The 17,804-nt window shown below is 55.7% G+C and carries 14 protein-coding genes and 3 pseudogenes; 7 read left to right on the top strand and 10 right to left on the bottom strand.

Features of this window, described 5'->3' with window-relative positions:
* Window positions 1-43: 43 nt before the first annotated feature.
* Together BLT55_RS15850 and BLT55_RS15855 are read right to left on the bottom strand one after the other, a co-directional pair.
* A complete protein-coding gene (locus BLT55_RS15850) occupies window positions 44-835 on the bottom strand; it encodes a TIM barrel protein (RefSeq protein WP_054998557.1) in 792 nt (263 codons plus the stop codon).
* The gene (locus tag BLT55_RS15855) at window positions 832-1,854 is read right to left on the bottom strand and encodes a Gfo/Idh/MocA family oxidoreductase (protein WP_054998556.1); all 1,023 of its coding nucleotides are present in this window, start codon (window positions 1,852-1,854) and stop codon (window positions 832-834) included. The genes BLT55_RS15850 and BLT55_RS15855 overlap by 4 nt, the downstream gene beginning before the upstream one ends.
* A 190-nt stretch (window positions 1,855-2,044) precedes the next feature.
* On the opposite strand from BLT55_RS15855, the gene BLT55_RS15860 reads away from it, so the two are divergent.
* From BLT55_RS15860 to BLT55_RS15875, 4 genes and pseudogenes are all read left to right on the top strand, one after another.
* Window positions 2,045-4,042: a sigma-54 interaction domain-containing protein gene (locus BLT55_RS15860; protein WP_054998555.1), complete on the top strand. Its 1,998-nt coding sequence runs from the start codon at window positions 2,045-2,047 to the stop codon at window positions 4,040-4,042.
* Window positions 4,043-4,048: 6 nt separating this feature from the next.
* Window positions 4,049-4,372, top strand: a pseudogene (locus BLT55_RS15865) (HoxN/HupN/NixA family nickel/cobalt transporter); the annotation flags it as partial.
* A 45-nt stretch (window positions 4,373-4,417) separates the two neighbouring features.
* On the top strand, window positions 4,418-4,858 hold the full coding sequence (locus BLT55_RS15870; protein WP_054998554.1) for a YqaA family protein: 441 nt from the start codon (window positions 4,418-4,420) through the stop codon (window positions 4,856-4,858).
* Between the two features lie 137 nt (window positions 4,859-4,995).
* Complete coding sequence (locus BLT55_RS15875; protein WP_054998553.1) at window positions 4,996-6,351, top strand: Fic family protein; 1,356 nt, start codon at window positions 4,996-4,998, stop codon at window positions 6,349-6,351.
* Here the strand turns inward: BLT55_RS15875 and BLT55_RS15880 are convergent.
* The 4 genes from BLT55_RS15880 to BLT55_RS15895 form a co-directional block, all read right to left on the bottom strand.
* The gene (locus BLT55_RS15880) at window positions 6,306-7,604 is read right to left on the bottom strand and encodes a pectate lyase family protein (protein ID WP_074800633.1); all 1,299 of its coding nucleotides are present in this window, start codon (window positions 7,602-7,604) and stop codon (window positions 6,306-6,308) included. The two genes, BLT55_RS15875 and BLT55_RS15880, sit on opposite strands and share 46 nt — an antisense overlap.
* Before the next feature lie 94 nt (window positions 7,605-7,698).
* Window positions 7,699-8,169 carry a GNAT family N-acetyltransferase gene (locus tag BLT55_RS15885; RefSeq protein WP_054998551.1) on the bottom strand — a complete coding sequence of 157 codons (471 nt, stop codon included), beginning with the start codon at window positions 8,167-8,169 and terminating at the stop codon, window positions 7,699-7,701.
* A 25-nt stretch (window positions 8,170-8,194) separates the two neighbouring features.
* Entirely contained in the window at window positions 8,195-9,343 is a 1,149-nt protein-coding gene (gene yiaY, locus BLT55_RS15890; protein ID WP_054998550.1) for an L-threonine dehydrogenase, read from the bottom strand.
* A gap of 156 nt (window positions 9,344-9,499) precedes the next feature.
* A complete protein-coding gene (locus BLT55_RS15895; protein ID WP_054998549.1) occupies window positions 9,500-10,720 on the bottom strand; it encodes a class I SAM-dependent methyltransferase in 1,221 nt (406 codons plus the stop codon).
* A 297-nt stretch (window positions 10,721-11,017) separates the two neighbouring features.
* Here BLT55_RS15895 and BLT55_RS15900 point away from each other — a divergent pair.
* Window positions 11,018-11,281, top strand: a pseudogene (locus tag BLT55_RS15900) (alpha-xenorhabdolysin family binary toxin subunit A); the annotation flags it as partial.
* A gap of 106 nt (window positions 11,282-11,387) precedes the next feature.
* Here the strand turns inward: BLT55_RS15900 and BLT55_RS15905 are convergent.
* The 3 genes from BLT55_RS15905 to BLT55_RS15915 form a co-directional block, all read right to left on the bottom strand.
* Complete coding sequence (locus BLT55_RS15905; protein WP_004663854.1) at window positions 11,388-12,491, bottom strand: IS5-like element ISPsy19 family transposase; 1,104 nt, start codon at window positions 12,489-12,491, stop codon at window positions 11,388-11,390.
* A gap of 310 nt (window positions 12,492-12,801) precedes the next feature.
* Complete coding sequence (locus BLT55_RS15910; protein WP_054078085.1) at window positions 12,802-13,782, bottom strand: IS5-like element ISPsy2 family transposase; 981 nt, start codon at window positions 13,780-13,782, stop codon at window positions 12,802-12,804.
* Between the two features lie 189 nt (window positions 13,783-13,971).
* Window positions 13,972-15,075: an IS5-like element ISPsy19 family transposase gene (locus BLT55_RS15915; protein ID WP_004663854.1), complete on the bottom strand. Its 1,104-nt coding sequence runs from the start codon at window positions 15,073-15,075 to the stop codon at window positions 13,972-13,974.
* Window positions 15,076-15,132: 57 nt separating this feature from the next.
* On the opposite strand from BLT55_RS15915, the pseudogene BLT55_RS15920 reads away from it, so the two are divergent.
* Window positions 15,133-16,111, top strand: a pseudogene (locus tag BLT55_RS15920) (alpha-xenorhabdolysin family binary toxin subunit A); the annotation flags it as partial.
* Window positions 16,108-17,124 carry an alpha-xenorhabdolysin family binary toxin subunit B gene (locus BLT55_RS15925; RefSeq protein ID WP_055001001.1) on the top strand — a complete coding sequence of 339 codons (1,017 nt, stop codon included), beginning with the start codon at window positions 16,108-16,110 and terminating at the stop codon, window positions 17,122-17,124. The pseudogene BLT55_RS15920 and the gene BLT55_RS15925, both read left to right, overlap by 4 nt.
* A gap of 57 nt (window positions 17,125-17,181) precedes the next feature.
* On the opposite strand, the gene BLT55_RS15930 is transcribed toward BLT55_RS15925, so the two are convergent.
* Entirely contained in the window at window positions 17,182-17,799 is a 618-nt protein-coding gene (locus BLT55_RS15930) for a TPM domain-containing protein (protein ID WP_007248835.1), read from the bottom strand.
* Window positions 17,800-17,804: the final 5 nt, after the last annotated feature.

Here is a 17,804-nt window from a genome sequence, read left to right on the forward strand (position 1 = left end):
AAAGGTGTATTGCTTACGAGTGGTATTCGTTGAAACGATGAGGTTACCCCTCAAGCGTGAAGGCCTGCCTGAAACGCTCAAGCGCGACCTCGCTATCACCGCTGGCCCAGCTTTCAAGGCCGACAACACCGCTATACCCCATACCGAACAAGGCCCTGGCAATCGCGGGATAGTGTATTTCGCCGGTGCCGGGCTCCATGCGCCCGGGAACATCGGCAACCTGGATTTCGCCGATGGCGCTGCCAGCGCGCTGAATCAGTTCGATCAGGTTTCCCTCGCCGATCTGTGCGTGATAAAGGTCCAGGTTCATCTTCAGATGCGGGCTGCCCACGGCCTCGATCAACGCTAGGGTATCGTCAGCGCGAGCGAACGGCGTGCCCGGATGATCAACTTCAGTGTTGAGGTTTTCCAGCAGGAACACCCGACCCGCGTCTTCACCCAGACGAGCGATTTTTTCCAGCGTCTGGCATGCACTCAACCACATGCGCCCGGTGGTCTGAGTGACCGGTTTAACCGGCAAGCCCTGGTCACCGAGACCGGTGCCATGCAGGTTAAGACTTGGGCAACCCAACTGCGCGGCAACCGCCAGGGACTCCTGTGCGCTGTCCAGCAGGTGCCGGATACCATCAGCCTCGGTCAGGTTGCCGGAGATGTAGCCGGTCATGGAGGTGAAGTCCGCGCCGGTCGCCGCAAGGGCCTGAATGTCTTTGCTCGTCCAGTTCCATATCTCAACGCTGAAACCTAATGCATGGATGCGTTTGACACGCTCGATGAAGGGCAAATCAAGAAAGACCATTTCGGCGCTGATCGCCAGTTTGAACGGTGTCAAACTCATGAAAGAGCTCCTTGCACACGCACCGTTTTGCCCTGCTGAAAAGATTCGATACAGGCGCGGGCGATAGCCAGTGCCGCCCGTGCGTCTTCGCCGCTAGCCAACGGTCTTTCTCCGCTGCGAACACAGTGAACGAAGTGATTGAGCTCGGCTACATACGCATCACGCAACAAGTCGGTATCCATGCGCTGGGTATCGGCCTGGACCCCATTGGCCAGGTACCGGAGCAGGTCTGAGTCGTTGACATTCCCCATCGTCAGCATGCCTGCGCTGCCGAACACTTCGCCCCGAACGTCGTAGCCATAGACCGCCTGGAAACTGGCTTCGGCAGTGGCGATGGCACCATTGTCGAATCGGATCGTGACCACCGCCGTATCGAGAAATCCTTTCTCTTTGTAGCTTGGTGCAATCAGGGCATCAGCCATCACAAACACCTCAACCGCTTCTGCACCTGGATTCAGATAGCGCAGAGTGTCGAAGTCATGGATCAGGGTTTCCAGAAAAATCACCCATTGCGGTGACGCTGCCGGATTGTTCAGAGCAGGATCGCGGGTCAGCGAACGCAGCAGTTGTGGCGTACCGATCCGACCGGCAACTACATCCAGATGAGCGGTGCGGAAGCTCTTGGCAAAGCGACGGTTGAAGCCGACTTGCAGCGTCACTCGTGCATCGGCCGCAGCGCTGATTGCGCGATCAGCTTCGTCGAGGGTGATCGCCATCGGCTTTTCACAGAAGACGCCTTTGCAGGCGCGGGCCGTACTGATGACCAGTTCGGCATGGCTGCGGGCCGGAGCGGCGATCAGCACGGCGTCGATATCCGGGTCATCGAGCAATTGCTGAGGATCGGTGTAGACCTTCTGCACACCAAGTTCTGCCGCAAGGCGTTCAGCCTGGCCGGGGGTAGGGTCAGCGATGGCGGTAAGGCTCGCGCCGGGAACATGACGGGCGGCGCTAAGGCCGTGAAAGCTACCCATGCGACCAGCGCCGATGAGGCCAAGGCGGATGATCCTGGTTGCACTCATGAAAATGACTCCCTTATTGTTTTTATGACTCGGCGGTAAAGTCCTCGTCTGTTTATGCAGGGAGCAATCACTGTGCCAATAAGTAATTCATTGATATTTAAGGTTTTATTTATTTATCTGGATTGAACAGTGTTCATTTTGATGACATGTCTATACTGGCATGTCAAAAATATCGACATAGAGTTGAGTGATGAATCAGCCACCTGCCGAATTAAGTGCCGAAGACCGTGATTACCTCACAGCATTAGGCCCGGCTTCTTTAAACGCAGGACCGGGCAGCGCGCTGGATCAAGCCTGGCAAGCGTGCTTGCAGGGGGCGATCGATCGTCCTCCAGGCATCAGGCAGGTGGTTTGGGGGTCCTGGTTGCGCAGCGTCAATGCCGGGCTTGATCCAGAGGATGGTGAATACCGTTTTGTGACGCCCACCGAGCTCGATGCAACGCAGGCAGCCAATCGGGTGCTGATCACAGTAGCGGCGCAAGTCATGCGAGGTTTACTCGCCTATAACCCCAAAGGCCATATCAACCTGACCGATGCCGAAGGCACGACATTGTATTTCTGTGGCCTTGACCTGACCCCCGTAGGCAGTCGACTGCTGGAGTCGGTGCAGGGCACCAATTGTACCGGGCTGGCGATCATCGAAGATCGTTTGGTCTATGTGCTCGCCGAGGAGAACTTCGGGCTTGGCCTGCGTCAGCGCCGCATGCATTGCGCCGCCGCGCCAATCCGTGATGCCCAGGGCAGGACGCTGGGTATGTTGACCTTGACGGCAGAGCCTGGCTGGTTTCATTTCCACACGCTGGGTACTGTCCAGTCGGCCGCCGAGGCGGTTTCGCGGCAGATGGCGCTGCAAGCCTTGCTGGAAGAGCAACAGACTGTACTTGAAGTGCTCAACGAGGGCTTGGTGGTACTGGATGATCAGGGCTGTATCAAAGCGCTCAACCATTACGCCCGACAGTTGTTCCGCGTTGGCCGCGACCTGCTCGGCAGTCCATTCAAAAGCCTGGGGCAGAGCGAGTTAACCGACTCAGTCCTGCTCGGCAGCCAGGAAGGGGTGCGGGACCTGGATTGCACCTTCGAGCTGCACGACCGTAGTCATCTGGCGTGCCTGGTGTCGGTCTGCCCGCTAGAGCAAGGCGGGCGGATTGTATCGTTGCGCGAGAACCGACGTATTCGGGAAATCACCCGGCGAATCATCGGCACTCAGGCCAGCTACACCTTCGAAACTATCCTGGGCCGCTCTCAGGCGATTCAGGATGCAATGCATCTGGCTCGCATAGCCAGTCGCAGTGATTCGACCACACTGATTCTCGGTGAGAGCGGCACTGGCAAGGAACTGTTCGCCCAGGCAATCCATAATGCCAGCGACCGGCGTGCGGGCCCTTTCGTGGCGGTCAATTGCGGAGCCATTCCCCGCGAACTGGTGCAAAGCGAGCTGTTCGGTCATGTAGAAGGTGCTTTCACCGGATCGGCTCGGGGTGGTTCGGCAGGCAAATTCGAATTAGCCGATGGAGGAACGATCTTTCTGGACGAAATCGGTGACATGTCCTTTGATGCGCAGGTCAGTTTGCTGCGCGTGCTGCAGGAAGGTGAAGTCACACGCGTGGGGGCGAAAAAATCTCTGCGGGTCAACGTTCGTATCGTCGCCGCCACTCACCGCAACCTGAGCCAGGCGGTGGCCGAGGGCGCCTTTCGTGAGGATCTTTACTACCGACTCAACGTGCTGAATATGACGGTGCCGCCATTGCGGATGCGCCGCGAAGATGTGCCGCTGCTGGCACGGCATTTTCTGGCGCGTTGTGCCCGGTCGTTGCGCAAGTCGATGCAGGACTTTTCACCCGCAGCGCTGGATATTCTTGGCACCTATCACTGGCCGGGCAATGTTCGCGAGCTGGAAAACGTCAATGAGCGAGCGACCAACCTGGCAATGACCGAATTGATCGAGCCGAGCGATCTGGCGCTGGAAATCAGACAGAGTGGGCGACCCTCGACGAGGGGAATGGCGCCCGAACCCCGAATGGCTCAGGACCTCGGCACCTATGAGATGAATGCGATCATTGCCGCCCTGAAAGACACGCGCGGAAATATCCGCCTGGCTGCTCAACGGCTGAATGTATCGCGCGGCGGGTTGTACAACAAAATGAGCCGGTTTGGACTCAACGTTGATACGTTCCGTTCTTGTGATTAGGCTCTGCACGAAAAGTCGGCGAGCGAAGGTCAGGCAAGACAAAAACAGGCGAGGAACGGTCAGATCCTGATGTTCGGTTTGACGGGCGGGCTCATTCCTTGTCCGGCAGCCATCACTGTTTTGCTCTTGTGCCTGCAAGTGAAGCAAGTCACGCTCGGCGCCGCGATGGTGCTGTGTTTCAGCGTTGGTTTGGCCATCACCCTCGTGACGGTTGGCGCCGCTGCCGCAATCGGCGCTCGTGAAGCGTCCAACCGTTTTCCCTGGCTCAATGCCGCCGCCCGGCGCGCACCTTATCTCTCCAGCGCGCTGATTATCTGCGTAGGGGTGTAGGTGGGTATCCACGGCCGGAACGACCTGTATTCGTGAGATGACATCGTGTTCGAGCTGACCAGTTATCTGGGTCTCTTTTTAGTGGCATTCGGTGCCGCCACGCTGCTGCCCTTGCAGTCTGAAGCCGTGTTGGTCGGCATGCTCCTTTCGGAGCGCTACGTGACCATCCTGCTTTTGCTGACCGCTACGGCGGGCAATGTTCTGGGCTCGGTGGTGAACTGGTACCTGGGCCGCTCGATAGAACGCTTTCGCCATAAGCGCTGGTTCCCCATCAGCGAGCGTCATCTCGACAAGGCGCAAACGACGTATCGTCGCTATGGCCGTTGGGCATTACTGTTCAGTTGGGTGCCCATCATCGGCGACCCGATTACCATGATCGCCGGTGTCATGCGTGAGCCACTGTGGCGTTTCCTGCTTGTTGTCACACTGGCAAAAGCCCTGCGTTATCTGACACTGACAGTGATCACGCTGGGCTGGGCGACATAGACGAGGTCGACAAATCCGCACACCACCGAGTCTGACTTCAAAACCGGTTCGGCGGTTTTTGTCATTTCAATTCCATCCAAAATTGAAATCTTCGCCTGGCCGCCGTATTCTCCATTTCAAATTTCCGGACATTTGAAATGACGATCAAGTCGCCACCCAGGCTCATCCAGAATGCGTTCGCCAGGATTATCAAGGACCATGCCGATCACGCAGACGCCTACCTTGAGCTTGCGCAACCCTTCGATGCACAAGGGCGCTATCTGCATTTTGACAAGCTGCGGTTCAGATTTCCGAAATCGCTGGATACCGATCTGGCCTGGTCGGTCGTCAGGCAAGCCAGAAATCGCCAGTTGAGCATGGCCATTTCCCTTGGTGAGCCGTCAAAGCTCTGCGGTTTTCTCTATACGCCTGCGATGCAGATGGCGGTGTCTGCCTGTGACCAGAATACGACCACTGCGACACTGGAATGGATGAATGCCAGGTTTGGAGAGTCCAGACAACTGAAGTACCTGCTCAACGATCTGGTCGAAGACGAAGCCATCAGCAGCAGTCAGCTCGAAGGTGCCGCAACGACTACTCAGTTGGCGAAGGAACTGTTGAAGCGCAAACGTGGCGCCCGTACCCCCGATGAAAAGATGATCATCGGTAACTTCCGGATGATGCAACACACTTGGGAATATCGGAACGAGGCGCTTTCACTTGAGCTGATAACCGACCTGCACCGAGTGGGCGTCGAGGGGATCGACGATAAGCGCTACCGCCCAGGCGAATATCGGTCTGTTGATGACGTTGTCGTCGAGGACGGTAATGGCAACATTGTTCACCAGCCGCCGCCCGCACAAGCGTTGTCGCAGCGGCTTCAGTCAGTCATTGACTGGGTAAATACCGACCACACCAATGTAGACGGCAAGCCCTATATCCATCCGTTGATAAAAGCGGTCATTCTCCACTTTGTCATCGGTTTTGAGCACCCTTTTCACGATGGCAATGGTCGGGTCGCAAGGTCATTGTTTTACTGGTACGTGTTCAAATGCGGTTTTGATGGGTTCAGGTATATCGCGATCAGTACGCTGCTGAAAATCGCGCCGGTCAAATATGGTCGAAGCTACTTGTATACCGAAACTGATGACATGGACCTGACGTACTTTATCGACTATCAGTGCCAGATCATTGCGCGAGCCATCAAGGCGTTCACGAGAAATCATGAGTCAGCCGTGGCTGCGGTTGATCAATTCAATGCGTTTCTTTATGAGTCCGGGCTGTATGCAAAACTGTCGGACAAACAAAAAATTGTCTTTAACGTAGCCAGGTCAACCAGTAACCGGTCATTTACCGTGACCGATGTCAAAGACAATCTGGGATGCGCTTACAACACAGCCGCGACCCTTCTCAACGGCCTGGTGGAGTTCAAGCTGTTCAGTAAAACCAAGGCCGGCAACGAGTGGGTCTACTCGCTGGTCGATACACCGCAGACTGTGAAATCATGGCAGTAAACCCGCCCTGATCTTCCCCCCCCTGCCTCCTCCGGGCCCCGCGCCCTGGCCTCTTGCGCCGACACCGGCACCACCAGATACTGCCGATACGCCCTGAACGCTTCTAAAGCAGAGGCATCCTGAGGGCGATAATCTTCGCCACTCGACTGTTGCCGATTCGCGACACATGCCCTGCCGATCACACTCGCACAGGCACCGTTCGCGGCGGCTGAAACTTGATCGAACAGAGCGAACGCCGTGCCCGGTTGATCCGCATAGTTGAACAGCGGGTGAGCCACGTTATCGAAGTCATTTCCTTCAACCAGCAACTGTGAAGACGACGTTCGCGACATGATTGCGCCTTGATAAGTCATGCGCTGGAAGACGTTGTTGACCAGTTGCGCACGAACTTGCGCATGGTTCATTCCTCCGGAATGAGGCGTTCTGCCGGAGGTGTCGTGGACGTAGTTTCTCGACAGCGTCAGCGTGTCCTGGCTGCCGAGAAACAGCCAGACCCAGTAATGATGACCGTCGCAAGTAGACGAGTACGGTGTACGGCCGTCGAATTCATTATTGGAGATGGTCACGTGGGACGCCGCTCCCCAGCCCGTCACGATCATCTGTCTGCCGACTCGAGCGAAGGTGTTGTGATCGATCCATACGCCATCGGCCTTGTTCAGGGTGAGTGCATCGCCGCCCCATACGACACGTGGATTGATGTCCGAAAGCGTCAGGTTGCGAATGATCACATTGTGCGCGCCGCCACCGATGAACAGCCCTGCACCCTGAATGCCTGCCTTGTCGCCGACTCCGATCAGCGTCTTGTTCGAACCGACTTTCAGGGGCTTCAACCCGGCGTTGTCGTAGGTCACCATTACCGGCGGCCTTGAGTGGCAGAAGTTATTGGCACCATTGAGTGCAAATTGCTCACCGCCCTGCGGGCAGGGTTTCACCACACAGCCAGGCTCGGTGCTTTCGGCAAGGCCATCGGCAATCACACTTCCACGGAAATCGAACAGGTGGTCCAGGACAATCACTCGCGGCGTTTCATCGGTGCAGACACCGTGCGAGTTACGAGATGCACAGAGCGCTGATCGAAGATCATCCAGTGTCGCGGGATGCACGGCGGCGACAGAACCACCACCTGTTACCTCTTTGGCAAAGCCTTGCGGTTTGTCTGCTGCCTGCACGTAAGGCGCACCTGACAGGATCAACGCGAACGTAACGGCGCATCTCAAATAGCCGTGATGCGAAAGAGCGCGCAGTAACCTCATCGGTTGACCTTTCAGGCAGGTTCGCGGGAATCGCGAGGACGGCCTGAATGCTAAACGCACAATGTCGTGACGGACTCGGGTTTTATGGCTTTTGTCAGCCTTCGTTCAGGCATCTTGTTTGCGAAAACGTCAGTTCCATCCTGACGCTGTCGATCCCGCAACCATGCCCGTCGGCTTCCACCGAAACCACGGCAAAGCCCAGATTCGAGTAGAACCCCTGAACACGCTGGCTGGTGTTGATGTAAGCGCGGGTGACGCCCGGCAAAGCCCTCATGACGTCAAGCCGGGCCTCGGTCAGAAACCTGCCGAGACCGCTGCCGTGGCGGTCGCTGCTGACCATGCCCCAGGTCAGCTCGGCCACCGACGGGTCTGACAGCACCAGGTAGCCACCGCACGCAACTACTTCGCCATCACGCTCGACAACGAAGTAGTGACCCAGCGGCGCCATCAGGAAACTGGCGAATTGCTCGCGCTCTGCAGGATCAAAATAACGCGGAACGTTGGTGTTGAAGATATCCAGACAACGATCACGATCTGCAAGGGTGTAGGGCCGAAGCATGTCCATTTACAAGCCTGTACGGTGTCGGTAATCAAAGCGCCTGGCGAAATATATCCTGAATCTGTTCAAGATCCGCCGGGCGCGGGTTGGTCAGCCCGCAGGCGTCTTTCAGCGCGTTGGCAGCAAGCATCGGAAAGTCTTCTTCCCTGACGCCCAGCGCTGTCAAGCCTGCCGGAATGTCCACGTCGGCAGACAACGCACGAATAGCGTCGATGGCTGCCTGAGCGCCTGCTTCTGGAGACATGCCGCGAATATTGGCGCCCATCGCATGCGCGACGTCGGTCAGGCGCGCAGCACTGACGCTGGCGTTGAAGCGCTGAACATGCGGCAGCAAAACAGCATTGCACACGCCATGCGGCAAATCATAGAAGCCACCCAGTTGGTGCGCCATGGCATGCACGTAGCCCAGCGATGCATTGTTGAAGGCCATGCCCGCGAGAAACTGGGCATAGGCCATGTTCTCGCGGGCCGTGATGTGGGTTCCGTTGTTGACGGCTTCACGCAGGTTGTTGGCAATCAGCGACATGGCCTGCAACGCACAGGCGTCGGTGATCGGGTTGGCGGCGGTCGAGACGTAGGCTTCGATGGCGTGGGTCAGCGCGTCCATGCCGGTGGCAGCCGTAAGCGATCTGGGCATTGCCACCATCATGTTCGGGTCGTTTACCGACAACAGTGGTGTGACGTTGCGGTCGATGATGGCCATTTTTACGTGACGGGCTTCGTCGGTGATGATGCAGAAACGCGTCATCTCGCTGGCTGTGCCAGCGGTGGTGTTGATAGCGATCAGCGGCAATTGCGGTTTGGCCGAACGGTCGACACCTTCGTAATCGCTGATATGCCCGCCATTGCTGGCGCACAGCGCAATCCCCTTGGCGCAGTCGTGGGGCGAGCCGCCGCCCAGAGAGATCACGAAATCGCATTGCCGCTCTTGCAACAGCGCCAGGCCATGCTCGACGTTGGCGATGGTCGGGTTGGGCCGGGCACCGTCATACACCACCGAGTCGATGCCCTGCTCCACCAGCAATCCGGCCACCTGACTCGCCACGCCCGCCTTGGCCAGCCCGGCATCCGTGACGATCAGAGCCTTGTGAAAGCCGTATTTGCGGATGGCTTGCATCGCCTCATCAATACAGCCGGTGCCGATGATGTTCACAGCGGGGATGAAAAAGGTGCTGATCATGACGGACCTCGTGGCAGGCGCGGGTGCCTGGGTAATAGCTCAAGCATCCGCCTCGCGCGCGATACAACCATTGATCCAGAGCAATGAAGCCGTCATTCCGAGAACCGCTGGTCGCAGACTATCGGCCGCGACCGCTCTCTTCAGTTCAGGTACTCTTCAGTTCAGGAGCCCATCGGCCTGAAGCAGGGTTTCCAGACAGTGCTCGGTGATGCCGTAAAACGTCTTGAGCTCTTGGATGCGCGCCAGCAGCAAGGCCGGGTTGACAGGCTCGGCGCGTTTGACGGCGAGGATCATTTTGTTCTTGTTGGTATGTTCCAGGGAGATGAATTCGAACACCTTGGTGTCGTAACCGCAGGCTTCCAGTAACAGCGCACGCAGGCTGTCAGTCACCATTTCCGCCTGCTGGCCCATGTGCAGACCGTATTGCAGCATCGGCTTCAACAGCGTCGGGCTCTGGATCTGCAAGCGGATCTGTTTGTGACAGCACGGCGAGCACATGATGATCGAGGCTCCGGAACGAATGCCCATATGAATGGCGTAGTCGGTCGCGATGTCGCAGGCGTGCAGCGCAATCATCACATCCAGCGCGCTGGGCGCCACGGTGCGCACGTCACCATGCCGGAACGTCAGGCCGGGGTGATCGAGCGCCGCCGCAGCGGTATTGCACAGCGTCACCATGTCTTCACGCAGCTCGACGCCGGTCACCTGCCCTTGGGCTTGCAAGGTGTTGCACAAGTAATCGTGGATGGCGAAGGTCAGATAACCCTTGCCCGAGCCGAAGTCTGCGACCTTGATCGGCTGATCGAGCTTCAGCGGCGATGAACTCAGCGCATGGGAAAACACTTCGATGAACTTGTTGATCTGCTTCCACTTGCGCGACATGGCGGGAATCAGCTCATGCTGCCGATTGGTCACGCCGAGATCGGTCAGGAATGGCCGGGACAGCTCCAAGTAACGCTTTTTCTCGCGATCGTGACCTGCCGCAGGCACTTCGCGCTCTTGCTGAGCCTTGCTTTTGAACAGCGTGGTCTTGCCTTTTTTGCTGAATTCCAGCTGGACTTCGTCGCTCAATGACAGCAGGTGTGCGTTCTTGAACGATTCAGGTATCAGGCTGGCAATAACGGCCACCGCCTCAGCAAGCGGAAAGTTCTTGGTGATATCGCGCGTCTTGTAGCGGTATACAAAGCTCAGGCAAGGTTGCTCCTTGACGGTCAACGACTTGATGATGACCCGCTGCAGCTCGGCTTCGCTGCCCACGTATTTGGCCAGGACCAGCTTGATGAGCGAGTTCTGCGACAGACTGGTGTCCAGCAGCTCAAGAAACTGCGCGCGGTGATCGGTTGCAGGAGTGAGTGACGTGGGGGTGATGACTGACATTGAACATGTGCCTCAAGCGTCCCGACCGGGACTCGAAAAATCAGACCTGCATTTTAGGCGCGTCAGCTCATCAAGGGCACCCCTATTTTCCAGCGACTACACACGTTGTTCGCACTGCCCTACACGCTAAGACGAAATGCACATAACCGGTAAAATAATCCCTGCCCAAAACCACGGGCCATTACTTGTACTGCACAAAAACATCTTTATAGTCGCCCTGACTGATTACCCGTAATCAGATCATACTTCTGGAGACCCGTGACTCCAACAAAATAACCCGCACAAGGAACGTGCATTATGTTAAGTCAAGCAGCACTATTGGAAAACGAAGACATCGCACGGGTTACTTTAAAACCCGTAGAGTACTTGAACCTCATACTGGATGATGAAAAAAACGGTGGCCGGAGCGCAGCCCTTATTCTGACCAAGGAAGACATCCTCAGTCTGAAGCGTTACGAACGTCACGCCCTGAATATTCCCACCTCGCTTTCTCGTGTCGAACAGCAATTGGGTTTTACGAGAAGTGGCATGCCCGGGCTTGAACCTAGGGAGGCGCTGATTTATTCGATTTTTCGTCCCTGCAACGCTCTGGAGGCCTTGATTTATCTGGGGGCAACAGCTGGGTTTTAGAATAAATCAGCGTCTCCCTAAGAGGGTGTAGACAAAATCATGTAGTGAGTCGGCGCGCGAGTATTCGAGCCTCGGCCAACCAAACCCATGCCTCGCTTACCGCAAAAAGGCGATCATGATGCATGATCAGTCGCCGAGCTCTCTCATTCCAGGCATGAGTTCGCTCCACTACCCATCGCTTGGGCATGACCACAAATCCAGTCTGAACAGGCTCCACGGAAAATAGATCGCCTTGTTCAGAGTGCCATTGCCCTGTTCTTCTGTTATTCGGGCCACGGATCACTTGAACATCGATAGCGTGCAGTTGATGGGTGCGCTGTGCCCATTTTCCTGCGTACGCACTATCAACAAAAAGCGTGCTCAGTGACGGATATTTTTCCTTCGAGTACGCCACCGCATCATCCGCCGCGTCACGATCCTGCACGCTTGCAGCACTGATACTGACAGCCAGCAGCAGGCCCAATGTATCGACAATCAGACTTCGTTTACGCCCCTTCACTTTTTTGCCTGCGTCGTAGCCGCTGTCACCGCCTTGAGGAGAACTGCGGGTCGACTGTGAATCCAGGATCGCTGCTGACGGGCTGTCAGCGCGTTCTTCCCGCTCACGCCATTGAGCTCGCAAGCGATCATGCATTTGCTCGAACTTGCCTTGAGCGCTCCACCGGCGGAACGTTTTGTAGACATTGTCCCAATGAGGAAAATCGCGGGGTAGCATTCGCCATGAGCACCCCGTGCGTACGACATAGCAACAGGCTTCCAGCAACGTGCGCCGAGAGTGAAGCGGTGGCACTCCTCGTCCGCCCTGGCTTTCAAACAGGTCGGCGACCAGTGCCCACTCGGTATCTGTCAAGCAACTCGGATATAGCTGCTCCGGCAGTTGGCGGCGGTGGGTTTCATTGTAGCCATAGGCTTTATTAGGTTCAGGTGACTGAAAACTTCCCTTGGCCCGCTGCTTTACACGCGTAATCCCTGCCATTTTCAACGCTTTTGCAAAGGTGTCGGGATGCGCAGTGATACCGGTTTCGGCGAAGAATACGAGCGCCAATTCGGCCTGGCTGGAATAGGGCTGTGCATGAGCGAGTTTCACCAGCACGGGATAGTGCTCGGCGGCAATCGAGCGAGGACGTCCGGTTTTAGGCATGGCTTGAGGGCTATTCAGACAAGGGAGTGAAAGTTTAATTTATTTTGTCTACACCCTCTAAGGAGACGCTGATTTATTCTAAAACCCAGCTGTTGCCCCCAGATAAATCAAGGCCTCCAGAGCGTTGCAGGGACGAAAAATCGAATAAATCAGCGCCTCCCTAAGGAAGGTCTGAAGTAGCCGGATGTTTTCCGGCTACCGAGTCCTCAGCACTTTTCAAAAAAAGATGCATGTCGAAATTTGCTCAATTATCTTCGCTTTTTAGCTCTTTCGGCCGCTGCAAAGCCTTTTGCGGTAACCATTTCCTGCATTACACGCGCACCTCTCCTGCGCTCGCCAACAAATGTCGGCGGGCCATCCACAGGTTTGACAGGGCGAACAACGTCACCATCTGCGCGGTGTTCTTGGCCAAGCCCCGAAAGCGCACTTTTTCATAGCCAAACTGGCGTTTGATGACCCGAAACGGATGCTCGACCTTGGCGCGAACCTGGGCCTTGGCCTTCTCGATTTTGCGGATCGCCTTGTACAAAATACTGCGTTTTCCGTGCTTTTTGTAAGTGCTGCGGCGGGCGGCAATCTGCCAAATGACCTTGCGCCCAGCGTGTTCTTCGCGCTTCTCGACCCCGGTGTAACCTGCGTCGGCGCAGACTACGTTTTCCTCGCCGTGCAGCAGTTTGGCAACCTGCGTGACGTCTGCCACATTGGCCGCTGTTACTACCACGCTGTGCACCAGGCCTGACTCGTCGTCGGCGCCGATGTGAGCCTTGGCGCCGAAATAGTACTGGTTACCTTTCTTGGTTTGATGCATCTCAGGATCGCGTTTGCCATCCTTGTTCTTGGTCGAACTGGGCGCGTGAATCAGCGTGGCATCGACGATGGTGCCTTGACGCAACGACAAGCCACGGTCGCCCAGATAACCATTAATTACGCCGAGAATCCCGGTCGCCAACTCGTGCTTTTCCAGCAGACGACGGAAGTTGAGAATGGTGGTTTCGTCTGGAATTCGCTCCAGGCTCAGGCCTGAAAACTGACGCAGGATGGTCGTCTCATACAGCGCTTCTTCCATCGCCGGATCGCTGTAGCCGAACCAGTTCTGCATCAGATGAACACGCAGCATCGCCATCAGTGGGTAGGCGGGCCGGCCACCTTCTCCTTTTGGATAATAGGGCTCAATCAGGGCAATCAAACCTTTCCAGGGCACCACCTGATCCATCTCGATCAGGAACAATTCCTTACGGGTCTGCTTGCGCTTGCCGGCATACTCGGCGTCGGCGAAGGTCATCTGTTTCATCATCGAAAAGCTCGGCGACTGGTGTCCGGAGATTTTGCCAAATTAGGGAGACGCTGATTTATTCTAAAACCCAGCTGTTGCCCCCAGATAAATCAAGGCCTCCAGAGCGTTGCAGGGACGAAAAATCGAATAAATCAGCGCCTCCTTAGGAAGTCTTTTTCAGAGTTTCCCTAGAGGGTGTAGACAAAATCATGTAGTGAGTCGGCGCGCGAGTATTCGAGCCTCGGCCAACCAAACCCATGCCTCGCTTACCGCAAAAAGGCGATCATGATGCATGATCAGTCGCCGAGCTCTCTCATTCCAGGCATGAGTTCGCTCCACTACCCATCGCTTGGGCATGACCACAAATCCAGTCTGAACAGGCTCCACGGAAAATAGATCGCCTTGTTCAGAGTGCCATTGCCCTGTTCTTCTGTTATTCGGGCCACGGATCACTTGAACATCGATAGCGTGCAGTTGATGGGTGCGCTGTGCCCATTTTCCTGCGTACGCACTATCAACAAAAAGCGTGCTCAGTGACGGATATTTTTCCTTCGAGTACGCCACCGCATCATCCGCCGCGTCACGATCCTGCACGCTTGCAGCACTGATACTGACAGCCAGCAGCAGGCCCAATGTATCGACAATCAGACTTCGTTTACGCCCCTTCACTTTTTTGCCTGCGTCGTAGCCGCTGTCACCGCCTTGAGGAGAACTGCGGGTCGACTGTGAATCCAGGATCGCTGCTGACGGGCTGTCAGCGCGTTCTTCCCGCTCACGCCATTGAGCTCGCAAGCGATCATGCATTTGCTCGAACTTGCCTTGAGCGCTCCACCGGCGGAACGTTTTGTAGACATTGTCCCAGTGAGGAAAATCGCGGGGTAGCATTCGCCATGAGCACCCCGTGCGTACGACATAGCAACAGGCTTCCAGCAACGTGCGCCGAGAGTGAAGCGGTGGCACTCCTCGTCCGCCCTGGCTTTCAAACAGGTCGGCGACCAGTGCCCACTCGGTATCTGTCAAGCAACTCGGATATAGCTGCTCCGGCAGTTGGCGGCGGTGGGTTTCATTGTAGCCATAGGCTTTATTAGGTTCAGGTGACTGAAAACTTCCCTTGGCCCGCTGCTTTACACGCGTAATCCCTGCCATTTTCAACGCTTTTGCAAAGGTGTCGGGATGCGCAGTGATACCGGTTTCGGCGAAGAATACGAGCGCCAATTCGGCCTGGCTGGAATAGGGCTGTGCATGAGCGAGTTTCACCAGCACGGGATAGTGCTCGGCGGCAATCGAGCGAGGACGTCCGGTTTTAGGCATGGCTTGAGGGCTATTCAGACAAGGGAGTGAAAGTTTAATTTATTTTGTCTACACCCTCCTAAAGACATGCTGGTGACTTACCAGGCAATCAATAACCATGGCAAGAGCTGGCGGGGTATCGAGGATGGCATCAAGCGCAGCGGGTTCGCCATTGACCTGTTTGCCGCACAATTCTCGGGGCAGGGCCAGACGATCATCAACTACATTGAAAAGATGGACTTTGCCAGTCAACTGGATCTGACCGTTGCCGACTTGACCATTGAAGAGGTCCGCGACAAAACGCCTTCGCCATTGAGTGAAACCGACCAAAGGGTCTGTATCACACTGGCCGAATTTCTGAAAAAAACGGCCTCTCAGATAAAAGGTCACCAGCACGCAGCAGGAACGCTGGCGCAAAACATCGACACGTTCAGCAACGTCCTGAGCGTGCGGCTCATTCCCGGCATCAACGACAAAGTAAAACTGGCAGCGCGCTCGGACCTGAACGACCAGATCAAGGAGCTGGAAAAAGATATCGAACAACTGACGACGGTAATCGAGCAGAAAAACAAAGAGTATAAAACGGCAATGAATAATATTGCCTGGGGTGGTTTCGGCGGCCCTATCGGGGTCGCTATCACAGGAGGTATTTTTGGCGCCAAAGCGGAGAAAATCCGAAAAGAAAAAAAATCGACTGGTAGCTTCCAAGAATCAGAAAGTTCAAATACTCAAAGAAAAAGTTCCTTTGGCAGCCGCCGTGCGCAGCCTGCAAATACTGTTTGAAGATATGAATATTCGCATGTTGGACGCTCACAAGAGTGCCACCAACCTGAAAGACCTCTGGACCATGCTGGCCGCGTACATCGACGGCTCTGCCAATGAACTGGCGGCGATCAGTGACGATCAGGCACTGATGATATTCGCCATGCAGTTTCAAGGCGTAGTCACACCTTGGCTGGAAATAAGAGGCCTGACGACTCAGCTACTGAAAATATTTGAAAGTGCGCTGGATCAGTTTCAACGCGAACAACAATCCGTCATTACACTAGAGCAATGAGCATGAGCACTGAAACCGTGGATAAGGCATTGATCCTGACCCCTCCCGACACTGAAATCATGAACGCCGCCCGCCAGAACATTCTTACGCAGGCAATCGCTTTGAAATTGGACTTTCTGCCTGTAATGAAAGAAAAAATGCGGCCACTTCAAACAGCGTTGACGCGTGCGAACGAGGTTTATCGCGATCAACTCGCCGCGATCACCGTCCAGTTGAATAGCGTGAACCTGCAGCCCATTGATCTCAAACAGCAACAGATTGAAGCGGACCAAAACCTCAGCGACAGACACAAACAGCAAGCCATCAGCCTGCTGAATGCACAGCGTATTCGTCAGGTATCGAACCTCACTGCCGTCGTGCGCAATAGCGCTAAAGCCATTGCGGAATACAGCGATGATATGGCACAGATCAACCTGAAACTGGAAGGCAATCGTTTTCTGGAAACCCTTCAGGAACACATCGACAGTATGAACCTGCGCTCAGCAACGCTGGAAAGCGCTATGGGTGAAATCACCGCCGACCGACGCCTGCTCGATAACACCATCAAGACATTTGAAAAATACAATCTTGCCGACGTGTTCAAGGAAATGTTGCCCACCGCGGAAGAACTCGAACTGATCAAGCTGCCATCGCCGGAACTTGCATTGGTTACCGCCGGGATTGCCAGACTCGGCAAACTCCTCGACAAGGTCAGCAGCGCTCTGAATTACCTGGATCTTATTGAAGAACGCGACAGGCTGAGGCTGCGCTTTAACGCCTTGCTTGAAGAGTCTCGCACTGCTGCTCGGGAAGCAACGGCCACCGCAGCAAAAATTGACGAATTGACAGGGCTCGCTAGCGTCAATCAGAGCAAAGCGCTTTGGGTCGAAGAGGCGAAAAAAGTGTATCGGTCGCTTTACAACTTTTTGGACCAGATCACGCCGCAAGATGATTCCTCGGCGTCGATCAGCCCGTATGTCGAACAATTGAAGACGTATATAAAATCGTTCTACGATGTAAAACGCGTCGTCTGACGCGCCGGTTTTCAAAAAAAGCAGGTGGCGATCACATCGACACCTGCTTTCTTGTTCTTAACCCAGCACCACCAGTCTGTTGGGCAGTTCGTTTTTACCGTGAGTCACTGGCACGTGGTCGGCGAGCAGCTCGCCACAGGCGTGAATACACCCCAGAAACCCCTGCAGGATCTGCCCGTCCCGGACCTGTTGAGTAAACACATCGACCATCGCCTTCCACGTATCGTCGTGCAAACGGCTGGCGATCCCGTGATCGACCAGAATTTCGACGTAACGCTCGGCTTCGCTAACGAACACCAGAATGCCGGTGCCGTCGTGGGTCTTGTGCAGGTTCTGCTCAAGAAACTGCCGACGGGCGAGATTGCCTGCACGCCAGCGCCTGACCGATACCGGGACCAGAAAAGCGGTCACTTTCGGAACCCGACACACCAGCGCCACGACAATGAACGTGCTCATCTGCGCGAGCATCAACTCATCCGCGCTCAGCCACTGCAGGCAGTAGTTGATCGTGCCCGGCAGCAACAGACCGATCAGGCCGGCCCAGATCAACGGCATGTAGGCGTAATCATCCGCGCGCGCGGCCAGTACCGTGACCAGTTCGGCATCGGTGCGCTGTTCGACGCGATCGATGGCCTCGGCGACCTGTCGCTGTTCTTCTTTGTTCAATAACGCCATGGTTC

The organism is Pseudomonas cannabina, assembly GCF_900100365.1.
In the GTDB taxonomy this organism is placed as follows: domain Bacteria; phylum Pseudomonadota; class Gammaproteobacteria; order Pseudomonadales; family Pseudomonadaceae; genus Aquipseudomonas; species Aquipseudomonas cannabina.